This window comes from Tunicatimonas pelagia, from assembly GCF_030506325.1.
GTDB classification, from domain to species: domain Bacteria; phylum Bacteroidota; class Bacteroidia; order Cytophagales; family Cyclobacteriaceae; genus Tunicatimonas; species Tunicatimonas pelagia.
In genome coordinates this window covers 5,568,798-5,585,131 of the sequence record NZ_CP120683.1, presented here as the reverse complement: position 1 = coordinate 5,585,131, position 16,334 = coordinate 5,568,798, and the positions used below count along the sequence as shown (strand labels likewise).

The window sequence follows — 16,334 nt, the reverse complement described above, 5'->3', positions numbered from 1 at the left end:
ACAGGTTCCACCGATACAGTACCATCCACTTCTTAGGTTTCTGTTTTCCTAAGAAGGCTCCTATAACTTAAAGGCAGTTGCTCTATCCAGTTGAGCTAATGGACCATTAATGGTGCAAATCTAAATATAACCGACGGAAGGAACAAACGATCTACAAATATCCTTGCGCCTGTAGACTAAAAAGTTCGGCGTACTTTCCTTGTTGAGCAAGTAGCTCTTCATGAGTACCAATCTCTGATAGTCGGCCTTTCTCCAATACTAGAATCCGGTCGGCCATACGAACCGTAGAAAAGCGGTGGGAAATTAAAACGGCGGTCTTTCCGGTTGTTAAGTCTGAAAAACGCTTAAATACTTCGTACTCCGCCCGGGCATCCAAAGCGGCAGTAGGCTCATCTAAGATAAGCACCTGAGCATCACGCATGTAGGCTCGGCTGATAGCAATCTTCTGCCATTCGCCCCCCGATAAGTTTACTCCTTCAGCAAAACGGCGACCAATCATCTGATTGTAGCCTTGCGGTAGCTTTTCAATCACTTGGCTAGCCATTCCCCGCTCAGCGGCAACATCTATTCTATTCAAATCTTTACGCTCATCAATACTGCCCACTGCAATATTGGTAGCGGCCGTCATCTGATAGCGAACAAAATCTTGAAAGATTACCCCAACTCCGGCGCGTAGTTGATCGGGATTATAATTACGCAAGTCCCTACCATCCAGCAGAATACACCCTTCAGACGGATCATACAGCCGTGAAATCAGCTTAATTAGCGTAGTTTTACCGGCTCCATTCTCGCCCACCAATGCCAGCTTCTCTCCTGCTTGTAGCGTAAAGCTTAATCCCCTCACTGCCCACAAGTTTGTGTTGGGATACTTGAACCCTACATTTTCAAACACAAAACCTTGCTGAATAGGCTGCGGGAAATTTACTAAAGGTTGATTGTTTCCACTCAATTGCTGCTGCACTAGTGGCTTCATCTCGAAGAAATCAAAGAAATCTTGTAAGTACAAAGCGCCTTCAGCCATGCTGGAAAACTGATTTAAAATAGATTCTAACTGACTTCGCAATCGGGCAAATGACCCAGCGAGAAAAGTTAGGTCACCAATACTCAATTGACCGTTAACGGTTTGCAGCACAATCAGCACATAAGCTCCGTAGTATCCCGCACTGCCGATGGCGGCTAGGGCACTTCCCCAACGGGCTCGGGAAATAGCAATCTTACGATTCGCTTGGTAGTATTTATCCGCCAAAACCGCAAACTGCTGAACCAAATAACCTGACAAGCCAAATATCTTCACCTCTTTAGCTGTTTCATCACTGGCTCCAATAAAACGGTAGTAATCCAATTCACGCCGCTCGGGAGTCCACTGGCGGTTTAGGGAATAGCTCCGCTCATTAAAGTGGGTTTCTCCTAGAAAGGCCGGGATCACCGCTACGGCAATTAGAGCAATCAGCCAGGGGCTAAGGGCAATTAGTCCAACCGCCAAAAAAGTAATGGTGATTAGACCCTGAAATTGATTTAGCACTTGCGACATCAGGCTAGTACGTCGATTGGTCTGTCGCCGGGCGCGCTCCATTTTATCGTAGAAGTCGGCATCCTCAAACTGCTGCAAGTCCAACGAGCCAGCGTGCTGCATCAATCGTACTGAAGTCTCATTAGCGAACTTGTCGCCTAACAAACTATCTAGCAGCACGGTAGATCGGTTAATCGCATCCGACACAATGGCAATGGCAAATTCTACTCCAATCAGGGTAAACAAGTAGGTTAGGTCATCCGAGCCAGGGGTTTGCGTAACCCGCACCACTTCATCAATAATCAGTTTACCAATGTAAAGTGTAGTCACCGGAACGGCTGCTCGAATAATGCGTAAAATCACATTCGCAGTGAACAGAGCCGGACTAGTTTGCCAAATCAAACGAAAGAAAGGGGGAATGGTACGTAGTGCCCGAAATCGCTCTTTCAACGACAGCTTCTCCGATTGAGAGGCACCTTGCTGGGCGACATCTCGCTGGGCGACATCTCGCTGGGCGACATCTCGCTGGGCGACACCTCGCTGGGCGGCATCCTGTGGTGAGCGATTCGCTTGTTGTTTTTTTGCCATAAATTTTTCTCCAGAGTGATAGACGGATAAGACTCTTCAAAATTGCTAACTACCACGCATGAATATAAGTTAGACTCTGACGAAAGAAGTGATTGATTTTACTACCTTTCTCACTCTGTTTTGCTTGTCAGTAGCGCACTTTAAATAGTAGAAAGATCCGTACCAATACGATTTGATCGAGAAGAGCTACTAAATAACCTGCTACTGGAGCGATTATCACTACGAGCCATTGCCCGTACGCTAAATGTTAGCCTAATCGGACTGCCGAGCGGTTGGATTGTGAGGCGTGCCAAACAGCACTGGAACTCGATTGGGGAACACCTACCTGTTGGACAGCTTGAGCAACCAGAACTGGCTCTGTATTGCGTAGAAGCTGATGAGGCGGCGGCCTCTCGTATGTGGTCATTTGTAGATGCCAAAGACTGTCCAGACCGGGTCGCCTTTTAAATTAGCAAGACAAAGTAGCGGAAGTAGCGTAGGCGAAAGCCATGAGGTACTAAAACTGCTTCTAAGTGTTATACTGATACCCCTCGAGTACTTCGCATACATCAAGAACCGTATTTAGGCAGATGACCGTCAGCCATGCCAGTAGGATATAACCCGACCGTTCTTCTTAGATTTGAATAATAAGCAGATCACTAGCATAAACGGCAGGATCAGGATAAGTGCGTAAGCTGCTAAGGTGACTATTTCCATACTCCTACTGATATTGAACCTGCCAACGTAACTCCCCGTGTCCGTAGAGTCCTTCGTCAAGCTGAGCCGTCAAACTGATCTCATCAGATAATATCGCTAAAGTAGTGGATTTCACAAACGGGGTTCTTCTTCGTTATTGCTTTGAGTTGTTGTCTCATTATATATCTCCATTTAGCATTTCAGTAAGTTCTAAACAAAGCTGGTCAATGTTCTCGGCGTCCTCATGATAGGCTGAAACGTTAGACAGCACAATAATGCCGCTTTCATTCGGAATATCTAAAGCGATAGAAGCGCTGTAACCACCAGTTCCGCCATTATGCCAGGTAAGTGCTTTACCCTTCCTTTGTATCGTGAGCCAACCAAGACCAATACTGACTTCATCGTTTACGGCGAAAGTTGATTCTCGAGTGAGTGCAAGTTCTTCGCTGGCCTCGTCAAAGTGAGCAATAGCGAATTTTGCCAAGTCATGTACTGAAGAGAAGATTCCACCAGCCCCCACCAAAGCATTAAAGTCCCAATTCGAGGTGAGTTCACCTTTTGCGTTCAGTCCCTGGACTAGATCACCCTCGATAGTTTTTCTGAGGGTGGTAGAACGGGTCATACCGTATTTTGAAAAAACTCTTTCTTGCAGCAGCTTTTCAAACGTGCTGTTTGAGCGTTGCTCAAGCGTGAAGCCCAGCAAGCCTGCGCCAAAGTTTGAATATTCGTAGGATGTTCCTGGCTCAGACTGTAACGCGACGCTATTTTCGAGAACTTCCTGAAGTTTATCTTGATCGTAATCTTTGTATGGATTACGTATATCCACCACCGACAAATCCAGGTTAGGTGAAAGTCTGGGAAGACCCGAGGTATGATTGGCCAATTGTTGGAAAGTGATTCTTTCACCTCCTTTCACTTCAAAATTCAGATGATTTTGAATGGGCTCCGCTACATCGATTTCGCCTTGCTGGGCAAAACTTGCGAGTAATGTTGCGGTAAAAACCTTAGTAACGGAGCCTATTTCAAACACTTTTTTATCGTTCTGAATGGATACAAGTGAATCCCCCGTTATCTTAACCCCAACGTATCGGACGACTTTATCTTCAATGATAGCTATTGCCACTTCCGTATTAGCAGGAAAAGTCTTACAATAATCAAAGATCAATTCGGTTTGCTCGTCTGAAATATTAGTGGTACTTATCAGTCCATTCTCAGCTACTTTGAATAGTGAAGCACTACAGCCTACAAGGAGGAATGCTACTAATGAAAGCAAAACCGTATTTGATCTCAGTCTTCGGCATTTGAAGTAGATAGTGTATAATCTGGTATAATACATGCTGGGTACGTTTAAAAGTTGACTCCAAGCACCACTTCAACTCCCATATCGAAGCGATACACTCTGGATGTTTCAAATTGCTGGAAAAAATCGGCCCCAAAAACAACCCCTCGGTTTTGCCAAGGAACAAACCTCAACCCCTGGCTTGCCCCAATGCCGATGATGAAATTGAAGGCACTGTCTCCGTTTTTGCGTTCCAGCAGTTCATAACCTATTGGAACGTTGCCACTCAGGGAAGCATACACTCCTTTGAAAAGCTTTTTGTACACAAAGTAGAGCTCTGGCCTAAAAGTAAAAGAGTTCACATCATTGTAGCCACGCTCTTCGGCTATGTCGGCTCTTGCCCAATCCACCTCAAATGAAATCTCATAAGGCCGTATGAACCCTTTTTTACGGTCTACAAAACCCGTATACGTAACTCCGTATCCTTCAAAGTATCTACTACGTAATCCCTTGACGGTAACCAAATTAAACCACTCACCGAGTTTTGTCTCCAGTCTGCCGTTCATTTTAATCGGTAGAAAATCCGCTGAGGCTACTTCGTCTTTCATCTCAGAGTAACTACTCAGAAAAGCGTGCATACAGTATTCAAGGGCCGCTCTTACTCTTTTTTCGTGGGTCGCGTAAAGACCTTCCCGATCTCCCCGGCCAAATACTTCGTCCTCGTTGTGCTTGATTCGAAAAACCTCAGTGAATACGCCGTTTTGTTCGATACCGAAGACCAATGATACATGCGCTCTAGCAACCCTAACTACCCCGTTGTTCATCCTCCGTAAGGATTCTTGCACATTGAGTGCTAGCACTTTAATGTGGATGGGAGTACTAGAATTACTTTTTTGAAATGACAAATCATAAAATCTTTGAACAGCTAAAGCTCCATCCTGAAGGAAAAGCTCTCTTTTCTCCTTGGAAAGTGTCTTATGTACTCCCAGACTCTTTTTCTTCCTTTCATCAGTGACCGATGCTACATAAATACGCTCGGTGATCATGGGCGCAAACGTTATCGCTCGTAGGGGCATGACATCCTGGGCTGAGGCCGAAGTGAGCAACAACACGAGTAGGCTAATCAGTAGGCAATATTTCATTTCGGTGCTACTTTTGAAGATACGTAGTGAACCTCCCAAATCCTGTATTCATCGGTGTCGTACGTGCCTACCATCGACTTATCCGAGAGCCAGTGAATGTAGAGTTTCTCTTGTTCCTTGTTGGAATACATCAGTTCAATATACTGGCCGTTCGCGTTGTACATCCAGCTTCCCGTGTTACGCTCGCCTTCCAACACAGCGACGTAGGTGCCGTCGGCCTTCAACGTCATGTAATCGCCTCGCTCTTTTTTAGGGGGGGCATAATAAGTTTCGTCATCAGAATATTTATCAATCGTCCAGGTTTGATACAGATCTTGTTGATTGATCTTTTGAGCAAATCCATTGAAGGAGGCAAAAGCCAACAAGACAAACAGGTATTTTTTCATGCTACGCTGGTTTAGTTGTTCAAGAGTATTTGATTGACACTGTGCGCGGCTGATTGGATAGCGTTATGCACATTGCCCCAATCATATCCATCGGTGTAGGCATCACCGGCAAAAAAGAGCTTATCTTCTACGGGTGCTCGTAAGTACTTAAAAACTCCGCGTTCGGTATAGTCACTCACGTAAGCTCCCTGGGCGAATGGTTCTTTTGACCAATGCTGCGTCATATGTTTGAGGTAGTACCTACTCGCTTGGCCCGCAAAAATGTCATCAAACTCTTTGAGAATTTCTTCCTTGAACACTTCATCGGCCAGATCACCGTATCGGGTTGCAGGCCTGCCAACAGAGAATAATCCAAGGACATTTTTTGTACTCTTTTGCCCCCAGGCAGCATCATACAAAGAGACCTGTCCATCGGTTTCAGGCTGAATAAGATAGTCTACAAATGAGGGGTAAAACTTTTTTTCAAACTCAAAAAATGCTTTAAACCCATCCCAAACCAGGGTTTCGTTCATAACCTCGGTTTTTTTCTCCGGCAAGCTGGGAGTAAACCGAATACTTCCATTTTGAAGTAATGATAAAGGGGCGGTAACGATGACTCTATCCGCGGTGTATTCGCCTGCTGGTGACTTTACCACGATCTTGTCGCCTGAGAAGTCAATTGAATGAATTGGGGTCTCATACACAATACTTTCTTTAATGGACGATAGTACATATCGCTCGAAGACTTCCAACCACGAGCTATTGACAAACTTCCGGTCGTTAAAGGACTGGAAGCTACCTCTGATCAACTTGCCACGATCCCATATTTCGTATTCCTCATCAGGTAGGTAGCCTACGGTTTGTATTTCAGAGAGTACTTTTTTACTATCCGCTAAAGGTTCAAACCGAATAGTGTTTGAAGAGAGCCACTCGGCCCCTAGCGCGATGGGAAAATCGGCAAATGAGCGGTTGACGCTCATTCTACCCCCATACTGCGATGTAGCTTCAAGAATTCTAAATTCTATTCCCCTTTGTTTCAGCAAAAAGCCGCTAGTAAGGCCTGCCGCACCTGCTCCGATAATGAGTACGTTTCCCGAGAATCGAGACGGTTCCGGCCGGTTTCCCTTACCAAAGACATGGTTCAGTGGGGAATAAATGCCCAGCAGTCCGAGTACTTTAACAAATTCTTTTCTTGTCATATACGTAAACTGATTTTTCAAGCGATTTTTAAATACTTAATTAAATCCAACAACATGCCTTTCAACCTATTATACACACCTCCAACCCCAACTAGCGTGAGCCTTAGATTTGATTTGAGGTGGTCTACACTTTAATTATTGCACAATAGTAGAGCTTGCCCCTCAATTCTATTTATCAAAAAGTCACTTTTTTGCTTAAAACGATGAAAGATCCTTTAGGGCAATACCGATAGCCCCCCAGTCTAGCGTTGAGATGTTGATGGTATTGCCGAATAGTCGCCATTAAAAACCTACGATGCCTTGGGGTGGGGCTAGGGTATGGTGTGCTTACCGATGAGAGAGGGAGGGACGCTGTATTTGTTTTTAAACAGTCTACTGAAAGAATAAATGTCAGAGAAGCCTAACATAACTGCAACATGACCCACGGAGTACTGACCATTTATCAGCAGTTCTTTCGCTTTTTCTAACTTCACATGGTTAGCATACTGGTGAGGCGTCTTTCTAAAAACACACTTGAAAGACTCGAATAAGTGAAATTTGGAAAGACTGGAAACACGAGTAAGCTCATCTAGCGAAACCTTTGAGTGGAGGTTATCATGGATGTACTCACGAGCTACTAGCAATCTTTTAAGTGTTTCTAGCCTGGTAGAACTTTTTTTTGAAGGAATTCTTCTTGCGAGTCGATAGGCTGTTATATGATTGTTGTAGAGGCCATTCAGTACTGTTATAACAATCTCTTCGGCATTAAGCGATTCGAACTGTTCAGTGTTAGAGGACTCAAAAAAATTTTTAAGTAATAGCCCAACGGGGTAGTGATTAGCGGAGAAAGCTCTTTCTATAAAGATCAATTCATCATTAATGGAAGTAAAAGGGTCATCTAAAAGATGACAGCTTCTTCCTAAGTAGTATTTTTCAAATTGTTTTTTTAGTGCTGGTGTTACTACCACGCAAAAGGTATCTAGCCTTTTGCCAATATCTTTATTATCGTAAAACCAGTCATCACCTATCGGGTTCGTAACAAGAAAACAATCGTCTTTAAGCGTTTGGCGACGATCTTTCCAAAGTATGTCACCATGCCCCTTGTAGTAGTAGGCTATGGTCATATTTTCGAGATCGTAACTGTAACTCGGTAGATGCTTGGTGTACCTGAGCAAGTAGTTCTGCTCTCTATGCATGGGGCTATCCTCTCCGTGATACTTTCCGGTAAAATGATTGTAGTATGTATCAGTATATACAGCCATAGGGGGTCAATTGAATTTACACGGCCTTTTCATAAAAATAATTTGTATAAGAGCGTGTTTGGATTTTATTTTTAGAATTTATTATGAGGTGTTTTTCGGACAGACGAGACTCTTTTTGAGGAGGATAGCCTAAGCTATCGTCCGAAAAAAAGGCGAAGTATGGGCGGAAAACAGTCATCAGAAAACTAAAGGATAAAGTTCAAACACGCTCTAAAACTTCCCGTATTTTTGTGCGCTGGCCTGAAAATTCAGCGGGCGTGCGGAGGCTTTTGTGCGGAGAAGCATGGAATGCCCCGCATTGAATTTTTTGGCTCGTTTTTGTTTCAAGACGGGGTCTCCCAGACAAAAATGAACAAGCAACCGTGTTCACTTTTGGCATTATAAGTTTTTATGAAAAAGCCCTGATTGAATTTACACAACGCTATTTTTATATCAAATGACACGAAAGTATCATCTACGACATGAGATACACTTTAAAGGTCAACTTTGTTTCAAACAGTTCTACAGCTATGAGTTTTACAAACTACTAACGAATGTAAATCAGACAGCCTTGGTCGGTCATACCAAAGCCGCAATCTCACGCTGCGAGAGACCGCCGGACGTCGGCCACCGTGAACCCAGCGAATGTACTCCGGGGTGAATGACAATAGTTGCTTTGATAAGTAGAAATGCGACAAACGAGGTTTACTGTAGCACGGTAATCCTACTGATATTGAACCTGCCAGCGTAATCCCCCGTATCCATAAAGTTCTTCGCCAAACGGTTTGCCCATCAGGCTTCCTTCGCTTTTGTATCCTACGCTACCCGAAAGTGCCCATCGTTGAGCAATGGGATAGTATAGCATAGCAAACCCGTTGAACCGAGCTTGTTCATCCTGCCAGTAATCGAGCTGAGCTGTCAAACTGATCTTATTCGTAAGCGATAGATTTCGCCATTCAATACCCGCACCGCTTAGCTGATCTTCCTGGTTGCCCCCGTGCCGGTAGTACACGTTGAATGCCGATAGCCCAGGCAGCACCACAAACAGATCGTAGTAGTTCTCTACGCCTAAGTGTCCCAAATTCGCCCGGATGGACGGCATGAACTGTACATCCTGTACCCGGAACATGAAGGGCTTAAACCGAAGCTCGTCTTTCACCAGATAACGGTAGTTTCCGTAGAGGACGTACAAAATGGCCGGGTCGAGCAGTTGAAGTAGGTACGCTCGGCGGATGCGGTCGCGTTGGTCACGCACAAAATCGTTAATCAGCACCGAAGGATCAGCGGGAAAAGTGGCCCAGGTATCTTCAGGGTTGATCAATTCATCGTAGTAACCGTATTGCTCGGCCAGGGCTAGCAGGTAGGATACCGGATCGTTAGGAACGTTGTATTCGGCAAAGTAATCTTCGGCATCCCGAAGGTATTGAGCGGGATCATCTACAAACGCATCTAAATCATTACGGGCGTAGATGTATGAGTCCACTAGTTTGCCGCCCAGTAAGTACATGCCGTAGTAAGAAGGAACCGACTCACCCGAATACAGGGTCTTAGTGGCTTCGTAGGCGATCTGCGTAGTCACCTCCGGCCCCGCGGCCGAGATCATCTGCCGATGTATTGCGTCGGTTTCGTAGATGATAGAAAACGGGACATTCCCGCCGAAGCTCGGAAAAAAGATTTCGTAGCCATTCGGTTGAATACCAAACTCTTGGGCGCGGGCGTAATGACCAAAGTACTCGTGAGGCAAGGTACCGTAGGCAAAAGCCCCCAGATAAAATTGTACTCCTAAAAAATTAAGTGATCGGGTAAAGACGTTGTTGTATTTGCTCTGTTGCAGCACATGATTGACCTGATCAAAAGCCAGAGAGGTAAGTCCGATAGTACTTTTAGCACCGGATTCAATATTAGGAAAACTGCCAAACTGTATCTCGTAAGATCTGGTCAGTGAGTCAGTTTGCGCCCTAAGGCTGGCAAAGGGAGTACTGACCAGGATAAAAAAAATAATCGGCCAGTATCGAGAAAAAAGATAATGTGTCATCATTCAAACGTTAAGTACATATGATCGAAATTCAGAATCATTTCATCGAACTGACCAATCAAGTCTTGCCCAATATTGCCGTAGTAGTGTTCATCAAACGAACCCACTGAATCCACCAGAATGCTGACCTCGGGTACAATAGCTTGTTGACCTCCTACTGAAAAAGTTAGACTATCTACGATGTACACTTCGGTCTGGGAAGTTCCTCCGGCTCCTCCTCGGGTCACGGTATCGAGGCGGCCTTGCTGAGTGATCCAGGATTGGTGTTGCTGGAAATAGCGGGCGAACAGCTCGGTATCGACCGCCCCAGTATCAAACTTAAACAGCAGGGTATCGCCCTGAAGGGCTAAACGAACGATGGGGTTTAGCCCATCCAAACCCATATTGCGTAGGTTGCGCGGAGTAGGCTGGGCCGGAATGGTCAGCGTACCGTCCTGGCGAATGCGTAGTTCTTGTAGCTGATCCATCACCGGAAAACCCAGGATGGCATTGATAGTGTAATCGATTTGCGGAAAGCTAAGCTGCTCATCGGCCAGCACCAAAAACACCACATTGGTGACTAAAATGTCGCCCAGATAAAGGCTATCGGCTACGGCTAGGGAAGCAGTTATATCTTCTTCAATGGAGGAGCCCAACTGAAATGAGGTTTCTAGTATTGACAATCCCAACTCCCGAGCAAACCCTTCGCGAATCGTAGATAAATTCGCCCCGGTATCAAAGATAAAATCGTACTCGGTGGTGTCTATTTTTACCGGTACATTCATCAGGTTCACCTGACCACGCTGCCAGGAAAGCATGGTTTCTCCAGTCTTAAAAACCTGCTGCGGAGGCACTTCGGCTAATGCCTCCCACAGTCGCTGGGTGTTCTCGAGATCAGCCCGCTCGGTACTGTCGAGCGTGGAAGCGTAGTTAGTGAGCAACTGCTGAAAAGTATTCGCCGATTGAGCGTACTGAAACGTCTTGTTGTAATTATCAATCTGAAGCTTGAGCAAGTCAGCTACTGCCGAATCGGGTAAAGCAGCGGAAGAGTTGGCGAGTATTTCTCCAATTATACTGATAGAAACCTGAGGGCGATGAAAGAAGTTATGTAGTGTCGCTTGGTAGTAAGCGTACTGCTCAGGTGGTAAACCAGCCTCGTAATGAGCCAAAGCTTTCTCTAATTCAAAATACGATCTAGCTTCCAACAGTTGAGCCAATTCGGCGGGAACTTCAGTCGGGGTTTCTACGAGATATCGACAGCTTAGTAGTAAAGCGATCAGTCCGATTGATATTAGTTTCATTTCTGTTAACCTCTGTGTTTGTTATCACTTTTCTGATAAATGTAATACTGCTCGTTATCCTTGAACTGCCACTGGCGGCGGCTATTTCGGATAAAGTCCTTATTGGAATGTCTCGGAGTTGTTGAGCTTTCTACGATGATATATTTTCCTCTCCGATACTGGATAGTTGCCAGATGGGTGTATCTTATTTCCGCTACCTGCTGCTGGCCAGAAAAACGGTTACAAGTGAGTATCAATCCGTTCGGGATTAAGCAACCGGCAAACTGTTGAATCAGATTACCGCCGAAGAGCGAAATGAGTAAGTTAAAGTCGTGATTAGGGAGCAACATCTCTTTCTGAAAATCTTGGTGAAGAAAGTTGATGGATGCTTCTTTGCGGTATACTTTCTCCTGATTGACCAGACGCTGTACGGCTTGCTGATCTTGGAAAAATTTTGCAGCCACCGCTGACTTATCCAGGTACGTGACCCGGCTAAAGAAAAATGACGGAGTGATATGAATCGAGGAAGCAGGATAAAGCGTGTTTCTATCTCCCCATTCCGAGTGAACCAGCGCGAAAAGCCCCCGCCGTTCAAAATTCAGCGATTGGTATAAGCTACGATATTTTTCACGAACCCAACTCATATGCCTTCTACGTACTGCTTTAGTTCTTGACTAATATTTTCGTAAAAGGGCTGAAAAGAGGCAAGCTTTTTCTGGCTCATCAACCAAGCATATAGACCATAAAAGTCTTCCCCTTGTACCAAGCGAGTAGTTCCATCTCCTTGCTCACTGAGATGCCAGAAATGATGGCCTACCAGAATACCCTTCATGCCTCCCTGCCATACCAGCGATTGATATGGGATCAACTTAATAATTTTCCCCTTACCGGTATAGGTTTTACCCGAGCCATCCGGGGTAGCAGTCGTCATCGTGACTATCGCATCCTTTTCCGCTTTTCCTGCTGGAAACTGAATTGCTGAACACCATTGCTCATATGAGTCCAAATTGGTCAGCACTGTCCAAATTTTTCTCTTATCCGCTTCAATAATAATTTCCGTTTCTACTCTCTTCATGCTTTTAAGAAAATCTTTGTAGTACGTTCCAAGGTTTACCTCGTTCCTGCTCAATGATCGAGATTTCAGTAAAAGTGATCTCTTGGGGTAGCATCAACTTAGATCACCGTCGGGTTCTATCTCGTACTCGTTGCTGGTACCTAGCCCAATCAGTACCGGAAAGGTGACGTGCACCGAGCGGTTGAATTGGAGTATGTAGCCTAGTAATAGCCCACCATAACCGTAGCCCAATCCCATCGGATGACGCTCTTCTAGTACTTGTCCATTATCGTTGTGTTGCGGATAATTGGCTCGGTAACGAGTGCAAGCAATTTTACCAAAACCACTGATACCGACCATAAAACTCCGATTAAATACCCAACCAAACGTTCCACCCAATAACGGTGAAGCTGCGGTTTCTAAGTCGCTACCGTAGAAGTGTATTCGCAGCTCAGGACTAAAGAATTTTCCCCGATGATACGTAGTATCGTGCTGGAAAATAGTTTGAGGTTGTTCTATTTCCTGAGCGCTGACCGGAGTAATTAAAGCTACCCAACCAACTAGGCTGATGATTACACTTAGTTTCATAATTAGTGCGGTTAAGTATTAGGGATTGCCAACACCTCTACCACAAGTTGCCAACCTTTCCATCGTTCGTATTTCCAAATGTGCAAGTAGGCCGTGGGTGTACCACCTTCCCGCTCAGTCAGGCCGTATACATAACCCAAGTCACCCAGCACCGAAGTTTTTCCACCAACTGGAGTAAGATTCGGCTGCTGATTAGCCGAGGCCACCAGTGATTGCACCTCGCCGGGAGTATCAAAAGGCAAACTGCCCGAGCGAAACAGGATCGGGCTTTCCACCAAAAAAATCTCGTAGGCTGCTCGCAGATTTTCGGTACTAGCCAATTGAGCAAAAGCTGAATCCTGAGCAATGAGTGCTGCTACCAGTCCGGTAGTATCCCCCACGAATGCAATTTTGCGAGGATACTTTGAGGGGAACACCAAATCGGGAAAAGGATCGCTGGGGGGAGGATAAAAATTACCCAGATCAAACACCACTTTCCAGGTGGCGGTGTCTACCTTCTCCCATACGGAAATATAGTGTCCGAATCCACTGGGAGTATCTTCCGGGCTGTTCCGAAATGTAAAGGGGCCGGTGGTGTAACCAAAATCTCTGGAACGTGAAATATCGGCGTACTGAGGTTTCCACGACAAAATACCCGTTGACGGATTTTGTTGATAAAACGGTATACCTAAAACATATTCTCCATCTCGGAAGAGTATGGCATCATCCGCCAGAAATGATAGAAAACCTTCGACGGTGCCGTTTTCTTCGGTGAAAGCAGCAAACTTTTTTTCGGTAGCTACTAAATCTCGGTAGTCTTGCTTTACGGTAGTTCGATCTTTAGGAGATTGGGGATGAAAATCATCCCAATCCAGCCAATGGCAACTGGTTAGGCCCAGTAAAACGAAAAGCAAGACAAAGAAATAAGGTGGGCGATTCATAGGTTAGGTATTTAGGGTAGAAGGTTTCATTATTCAAATCCAGGCGAGAGCACTAGTCAGGAGAAAATGGTGCCATGAGGATCGAAATACGATTGTAATACAGCGTGGTCGTTCCCTCAAAACCAGAATCGGTACCCACGATAAGCCAGCAAGCTCCTTCCGCATCCGCTCTCACTTCAATTATCTTCTGATCCCAGTTATCACGACTGATGAGTTCGTACTCAAAATCTTCTCGTTCGGTGCCGATAGTTCCGAGCACCATCATGTTCTCACCACCTTGCGCTTGGTTGCCTTTGTCAATGTTGATCTGATTATCTTCTAGTACCAAAGGCTCTTCGGTCGTTGCTCCCGCTTTCAGGTACACCGACCCACCCGGACTACCGCCAATACCAAAAGAGTTTTCAGGGGCGTTCGAGGCGAGTTGGATGTCAATACGCACTCCGTACAGGCTGTCTGGCTCTAAGCCCGTAATTTGGCGTTTGATGAACATGAATAGGTCGTCGCTGCGATTAGTACCTGACAGGCGCAGTCCTTTTTCCTCAGTGTTGAGGGTGTCGGGTAAATCAGCGTGGGAGAACGAGAGTTCAAAGAAATCCTCTTCACCAGGTGGATATTCGGCAAAGCCGCCTTCCCAACCTTCGCCGTCTTGCTCAAAGGCAAATTCGACATTAATAAACCCTGTGTCATCTTCTTCATCGTCGTTGTGGCAGGAGAAGAAAAAAAGTAAGGCTAGTAGGCTGAAATATGCAGTAGAAGGTTTCATCGGTTAAAAAAATTGGGTAGTTGGTTCATACCAAAAAGCAAAAAAATATAGTTTTAGCCGATACGTAACCTTGCTAGACAACGCTACAGTACCTGCTAATTTTTGCGAAAGTTACTCACCATTCTCAGCCTATTCTTCAACAATCGTGAATGTTACAGCATAAATAGCGAGTAGAAACTTCGTGGAAAGCTAATGGGTCGCCTGAACCAGACATAGTAAAAATCGGACATTCTTAGTTGACGAGCGTATAATGTGCCGCTGGGTGCTGCTCACTTGGTAATTCGCCCGGAGTGAACCCGGTAAATGCCTTGACTTCTTTAATTAAAGGGGTCACCCGGAATGGTTAACAACTGCCTCAGTATTCGGCTGAAACGGTGCTCGAGCAGGTGACACTTTGGGCTTGTGCCCAGGTATTCGTAAAAGTATCGATTGAGCGTCCGGGAAGTAAAATGGTGCGTTTGGCATAGCTCATCGACTCGATAGGAAAAGCCATGACTCTGATTGATTTGATCTAGAATATGTGGCATTCGGGAAGCTTGGTGCCCCTCAGGACGCTGGCGACGCTAAAAAAACTCCCCTTCTCAAGCATCATTAGGCTAATCACGGTCAGGAAATTGGGTCTTCCATAGGTTACAAGTTAGGCCTTAACGATGTCTATTCACAAAGCGAACCACTTCTTCATAGAACCGATTAGGTTCATTTACTGGCAACGGGTGCGTTGATCTCTCAAGAATAACCAGTTCTTTATCAACTTCCTGGGTGCCCAAACGTTGATAAGCGTCTTCGGCCAATGCTTGTGGTACTCGCAAATCATATTTTCCCCACAGAAACAAAGTAGGTGTAGTTACCCGTCCGAGTTGTGCGTTAACGGTAGTATCATTAGCTACATCTACGCTTACGTGGTGGTTGGGGCTGTTAAGCAGATTTTTAAAAAACGAGCTGAGTGGGTGATAAGAAGAAGCAAATGCTAATTTACCTGTATTTTCTAGATCAGTACTTAATTCAATTACATCGTCACCATACAATAGCTCCTCTGCTTTTATTGCTTCCTGTACATACTCGGCATAGTTCTCTACTCTTCGATCTTCCGCATTAAAACCGACAGCAAAATCTCGTATGGCTTGCCAGTCGTTGGTTGAGTTTCCCTGAGCGATTTGTTCGTCAGCGACTTCCATCATTTTATTCGGGCCAGTCTCCAGAATCATCGGATAGTCGTGGGCTCCATTGATCTCAATCCACCCTCGGATGTTCTGCTGATTATTGTCTTTCACTAGGTACGCACTACCCAGCATTCCGCCCCAGCTAATGCCCATCAAAAAGATATTTGTGTCGTCGCCGTAGCGGTGCTGCACCAGGGTAATGAGTTTTTCCAAATCATCAACGTATTGGGCTCGGGTTAAGCTTTCTGTGGGAAAAGTACCACTTGCCGACCCAGTAGCCCGCTGATCCCAATAGGCCATCGCGTAGTGCTCCTCTAATTGATTGAATACTCTTGAATAGGACAAAAACTGAGCACCGTCAGCTGGTCCCCCTTGCAAGAATACGACTAGTATCTTGTCTTCAAAATTACCCTGCACCGCTACGGGCATATCGGCCCCATTGTTACGAAGGAAAAAGTGATCATCTAGCTGAGTAATGTTCTCAAAATTCTCACCTTCTTGGCAACTGGGGAAGATTGCTATGAATAGAAGTCCCAGAAGGTAATGATAAGCATGGCGAAATAATCGCATATTATTA

General features: G+C 45.3%; 16 protein-coding genes. 1 reads left to right on the top strand and 15 read right to left on the bottom strand.

Translation table 11 applies throughout. From position 1 onward, the window contains the following. Window positions 1–151 precede the first annotated feature (151 nt). Window positions 152–2,098 carry an ABC transporter ATP-binding protein gene (locus P0M28_RS23855; RefSeq protein ID WP_302205703.1) on the bottom strand — a complete coding sequence of 649 codons (1,947 nt, stop codon included), beginning with the start codon at window positions 2,096–2,098 and terminating at the stop codon, window positions 152–154. Window positions 2,099–2,377: 279 nt separating this feature from the next. Here P0M28_RS23855 and P0M28_RS23850 point away from each other — a divergent pair, with 279 nt between their 5' ends. Next, window positions 2,378–2,545, top strand: a complete 168-nt coding sequence (locus P0M28_RS23850) for a hypothetical protein (RefSeq protein ID WP_302205702.1) — start codon at window positions 2,378–2,380, stop codon at window positions 2,543–2,545. A 406-nt stretch (window positions 2,546–2,951) separates the two neighbouring features. Here the strand turns inward: P0M28_RS23850 and P0M28_RS23845 are convergent, their stop codons facing one another. The 14 genes from P0M28_RS23845 to P0M28_RS23780 all read right to left on the bottom strand — a co-directional run bounded on the left by P0M28_RS23845 (window position 2,952) and on the right by P0M28_RS23780 (window position 16,327). After that, window positions 2,952–4,046, bottom strand: coding sequence for a serine hydrolase domain-containing protein (locus P0M28_RS23845; protein WP_302205701.1), 1,095 nt, complete (start codon window positions 4,044–4,046; stop codon window positions 2,952–2,954). Window positions 4,047–4,120: 74 nt separating this feature from the next. After that, on the bottom strand, window positions 4,121–5,194 hold the full coding sequence (locus P0M28_RS23840) for a hypothetical protein (RefSeq protein ID WP_302205700.1): 1,074 nt from the start codon (window positions 5,192–5,194) through the stop codon (window positions 4,121–4,123). Then, window positions 5,191–5,580, bottom strand: coding sequence for a hypothetical protein (locus P0M28_RS23835; protein WP_302205699.1), 390 nt, complete (start codon window positions 5,578–5,580; stop codon window positions 5,191–5,193). Before P0M28_RS23835 ends, P0M28_RS23840 begins: the two co-directional genes overlap by 4 nt. A gap of 11 nt (window positions 5,581–5,591) precedes the next feature. Then, a complete protein-coding gene (locus P0M28_RS23830; protein WP_302205698.1) occupies window positions 5,592–6,758 on the bottom strand; it encodes a flavin monoamine oxidase family protein in 1,167 nt (388 codons plus the stop codon). Window positions 6,759–7,069: 311 nt separating this feature from the next. After that, window positions 7,070–7,999 (bottom strand): helix-turn-helix transcriptional regulator, encoded by a 930-nt coding sequence (locus tag P0M28_RS23825; protein WP_302205697.1) that lies wholly within the window; start codon window positions 7,997–7,999, stop codon window positions 7,070–7,072. A gap of 703 nt (window positions 8,000–8,702) precedes the next feature. Then, a complete protein-coding gene (locus P0M28_RS23820) occupies window positions 8,703–10,016 on the bottom strand; it encodes a hypothetical protein (protein ID WP_302205695.1) in 1,314 nt (437 codons plus the stop codon). Continuing rightward, a complete protein-coding gene (locus tag P0M28_RS23815) occupies window positions 10,013–11,293 on the bottom strand; it encodes a retropepsin-like aspartic protease (RefSeq protein ID WP_302205693.1) in 1,281 nt (426 codons plus the stop codon). The genes P0M28_RS23820 and P0M28_RS23815 overlap by 4 nt, the downstream gene beginning before the upstream one ends. Before the next feature lie 5 nt (window positions 11,294–11,298). Further along, window positions 11,299–11,916 carry a hypothetical protein gene (locus P0M28_RS23810; protein ID WP_302205692.1) on the bottom strand — a complete coding sequence of 206 codons (618 nt, stop codon included), beginning with the start codon at window positions 11,914–11,916 and terminating at the stop codon, window positions 11,299–11,301. Next, window positions 11,913–12,347 (bottom strand): SRPBCC domain-containing protein, encoded by a 435-nt coding sequence (locus P0M28_RS23805; protein WP_302205691.1) that lies wholly within the window; start codon window positions 12,345–12,347, stop codon window positions 11,913–11,915. Before P0M28_RS23805 ends, P0M28_RS23810 begins: the two co-directional genes overlap by 4 nt. 93 nt (window positions 12,348–12,440) lie before the next feature. Continuing rightward, window positions 12,441–12,914, bottom strand: coding sequence for a hypothetical protein (locus P0M28_RS23800; RefSeq protein WP_302205690.1), 474 nt, complete (start codon window positions 12,912–12,914; stop codon window positions 12,441–12,443). An 11-nt stretch (window positions 12,915–12,925) separates the two neighbouring features. Beyond that, a complete protein-coding gene (locus tag P0M28_RS23795) occupies window positions 12,926–13,834 on the bottom strand; it encodes a nuclear transport factor 2 family protein (RefSeq protein ID WP_302205688.1) in 909 nt (302 codons plus the stop codon). A gap of 52 nt (window positions 13,835–13,886) precedes the next feature. Next, a complete protein-coding gene (locus tag P0M28_RS23790; protein ID WP_302205686.1) occupies window positions 13,887–14,597 on the bottom strand; it encodes a hypothetical protein in 711 nt (236 codons plus the stop codon). Between the two features lie 355 nt (window positions 14,598–14,952). Next, window positions 14,953–15,090, bottom strand: coding sequence for a hypothetical protein (locus tag P0M28_RS23785; RefSeq protein ID WP_302205685.1), 138 nt, complete (start codon window positions 15,088–15,090; stop codon window positions 14,953–14,955). Window positions 15,091–15,241: 151 nt separating this feature from the next. After that, the gene (locus P0M28_RS23780; protein WP_302205684.1) at window positions 15,242–16,327 is read right to left on the bottom strand and encodes an alpha/beta fold hydrolase; all 1,086 of its coding nucleotides are present in this window, start codon (window positions 16,325–16,327) and stop codon (window positions 15,242–15,244) included. Window positions 16,328–16,334: the final 7 nt, after the last annotated feature.

What these genes read in the sequence shown, in the direction of transcription:
- P0M28_RS23855 (WP_302205703.1), bottom strand. Translation starts at nt 2,098, where the DNA reads ATGGCAAAAAAACAACAAGCGAATCGCTCACCACAGGATGCCGCCCAG.
- P0M28_RS23840 (WP_302205700.1), bottom strand. Translation starts at nt 5,194, where the DNA reads ATGAAATATTGCCTACTGATTAGCCTACTCGTGTTGTTGCTCACTTCG.
- P0M28_RS23835 (WP_302205699.1), bottom strand. Translation starts at nt 5,580, where the DNA reads ATGAAAAAATACCTGTTTGTCTTGTTGGCTTTTGCCTCCTTCAATGGA.
- P0M28_RS23830 (WP_302205698.1), bottom strand. Translation starts at nt 6,758, where the DNA reads ATGACAAGAAAAGAATTTGTTAAAGTACTCGGACTGCTGGGCATTTAT.
- P0M28_RS23825 (WP_302205697.1), bottom strand. Translation starts at nt 7,999, where the DNA reads ATGGCTGTATATACTGATACATACTACAATCATTTTACCGGAAAGTAT.
- P0M28_RS23820 (WP_302205695.1), bottom strand. Translation starts at nt 10,016, where the DNA reads ATGATGACACATTATCTTTTTTCTCGATACTGGCCGATTATTTTTTTT.
- P0M28_RS23815 (WP_302205693.1), bottom strand. Translation starts at nt 11,293, where the DNA reads ATGAAACTAATATCAATCGGACTGATCGCTTTACTACTAAGCTGTCGA.
- P0M28_RS23810 (WP_302205692.1), bottom strand. Translation starts at nt 11,916, where the DNA reads ATGAGTTGGGTTCGTGAAAAATATCGTAGCTTATACCAATCGCTGAAT.
- P0M28_RS23805 (WP_302205691.1), bottom strand. Translation starts at nt 12,347, where the DNA reads ATGAAGAGAGTAGAAACGGAAATTATTATTGAAGCGGATAAGAGAAAA.
- P0M28_RS23800 (WP_302205690.1), bottom strand. Translation starts at nt 12,914, where the DNA reads ATGAAACTAAGTGTAATCATCAGCCTAGTTGGTTGGGTAGCTTTAATT.
- P0M28_RS23795 (WP_302205688.1), bottom strand. Translation starts at nt 13,834, where the DNA reads ATGAATCGCCCACCTTATTTCTTTGTCTTGCTTTTCGTTTTACTGGGC.
- P0M28_RS23790 (WP_302205686.1), bottom strand. Translation starts at nt 14,597, where the DNA reads ATGAAACCTTCTACTGCATATTTCAGCCTACTAGCCTTACTTTTTTTC.
- P0M28_RS23785 (WP_302205685.1), bottom strand. Translation starts at nt 15,090, where the DNA reads ATGGCTTTTCCTATCGAGTCGATGAGCTATGCCAAACGCACCATTTTA.
- P0M28_RS23780 (WP_302205684.1), bottom strand. Translation starts at nt 16,327, where the DNA reads ATGCGATTATTTCGCCATGCTTATCATTACCTTCTGGGACTTCTATTC.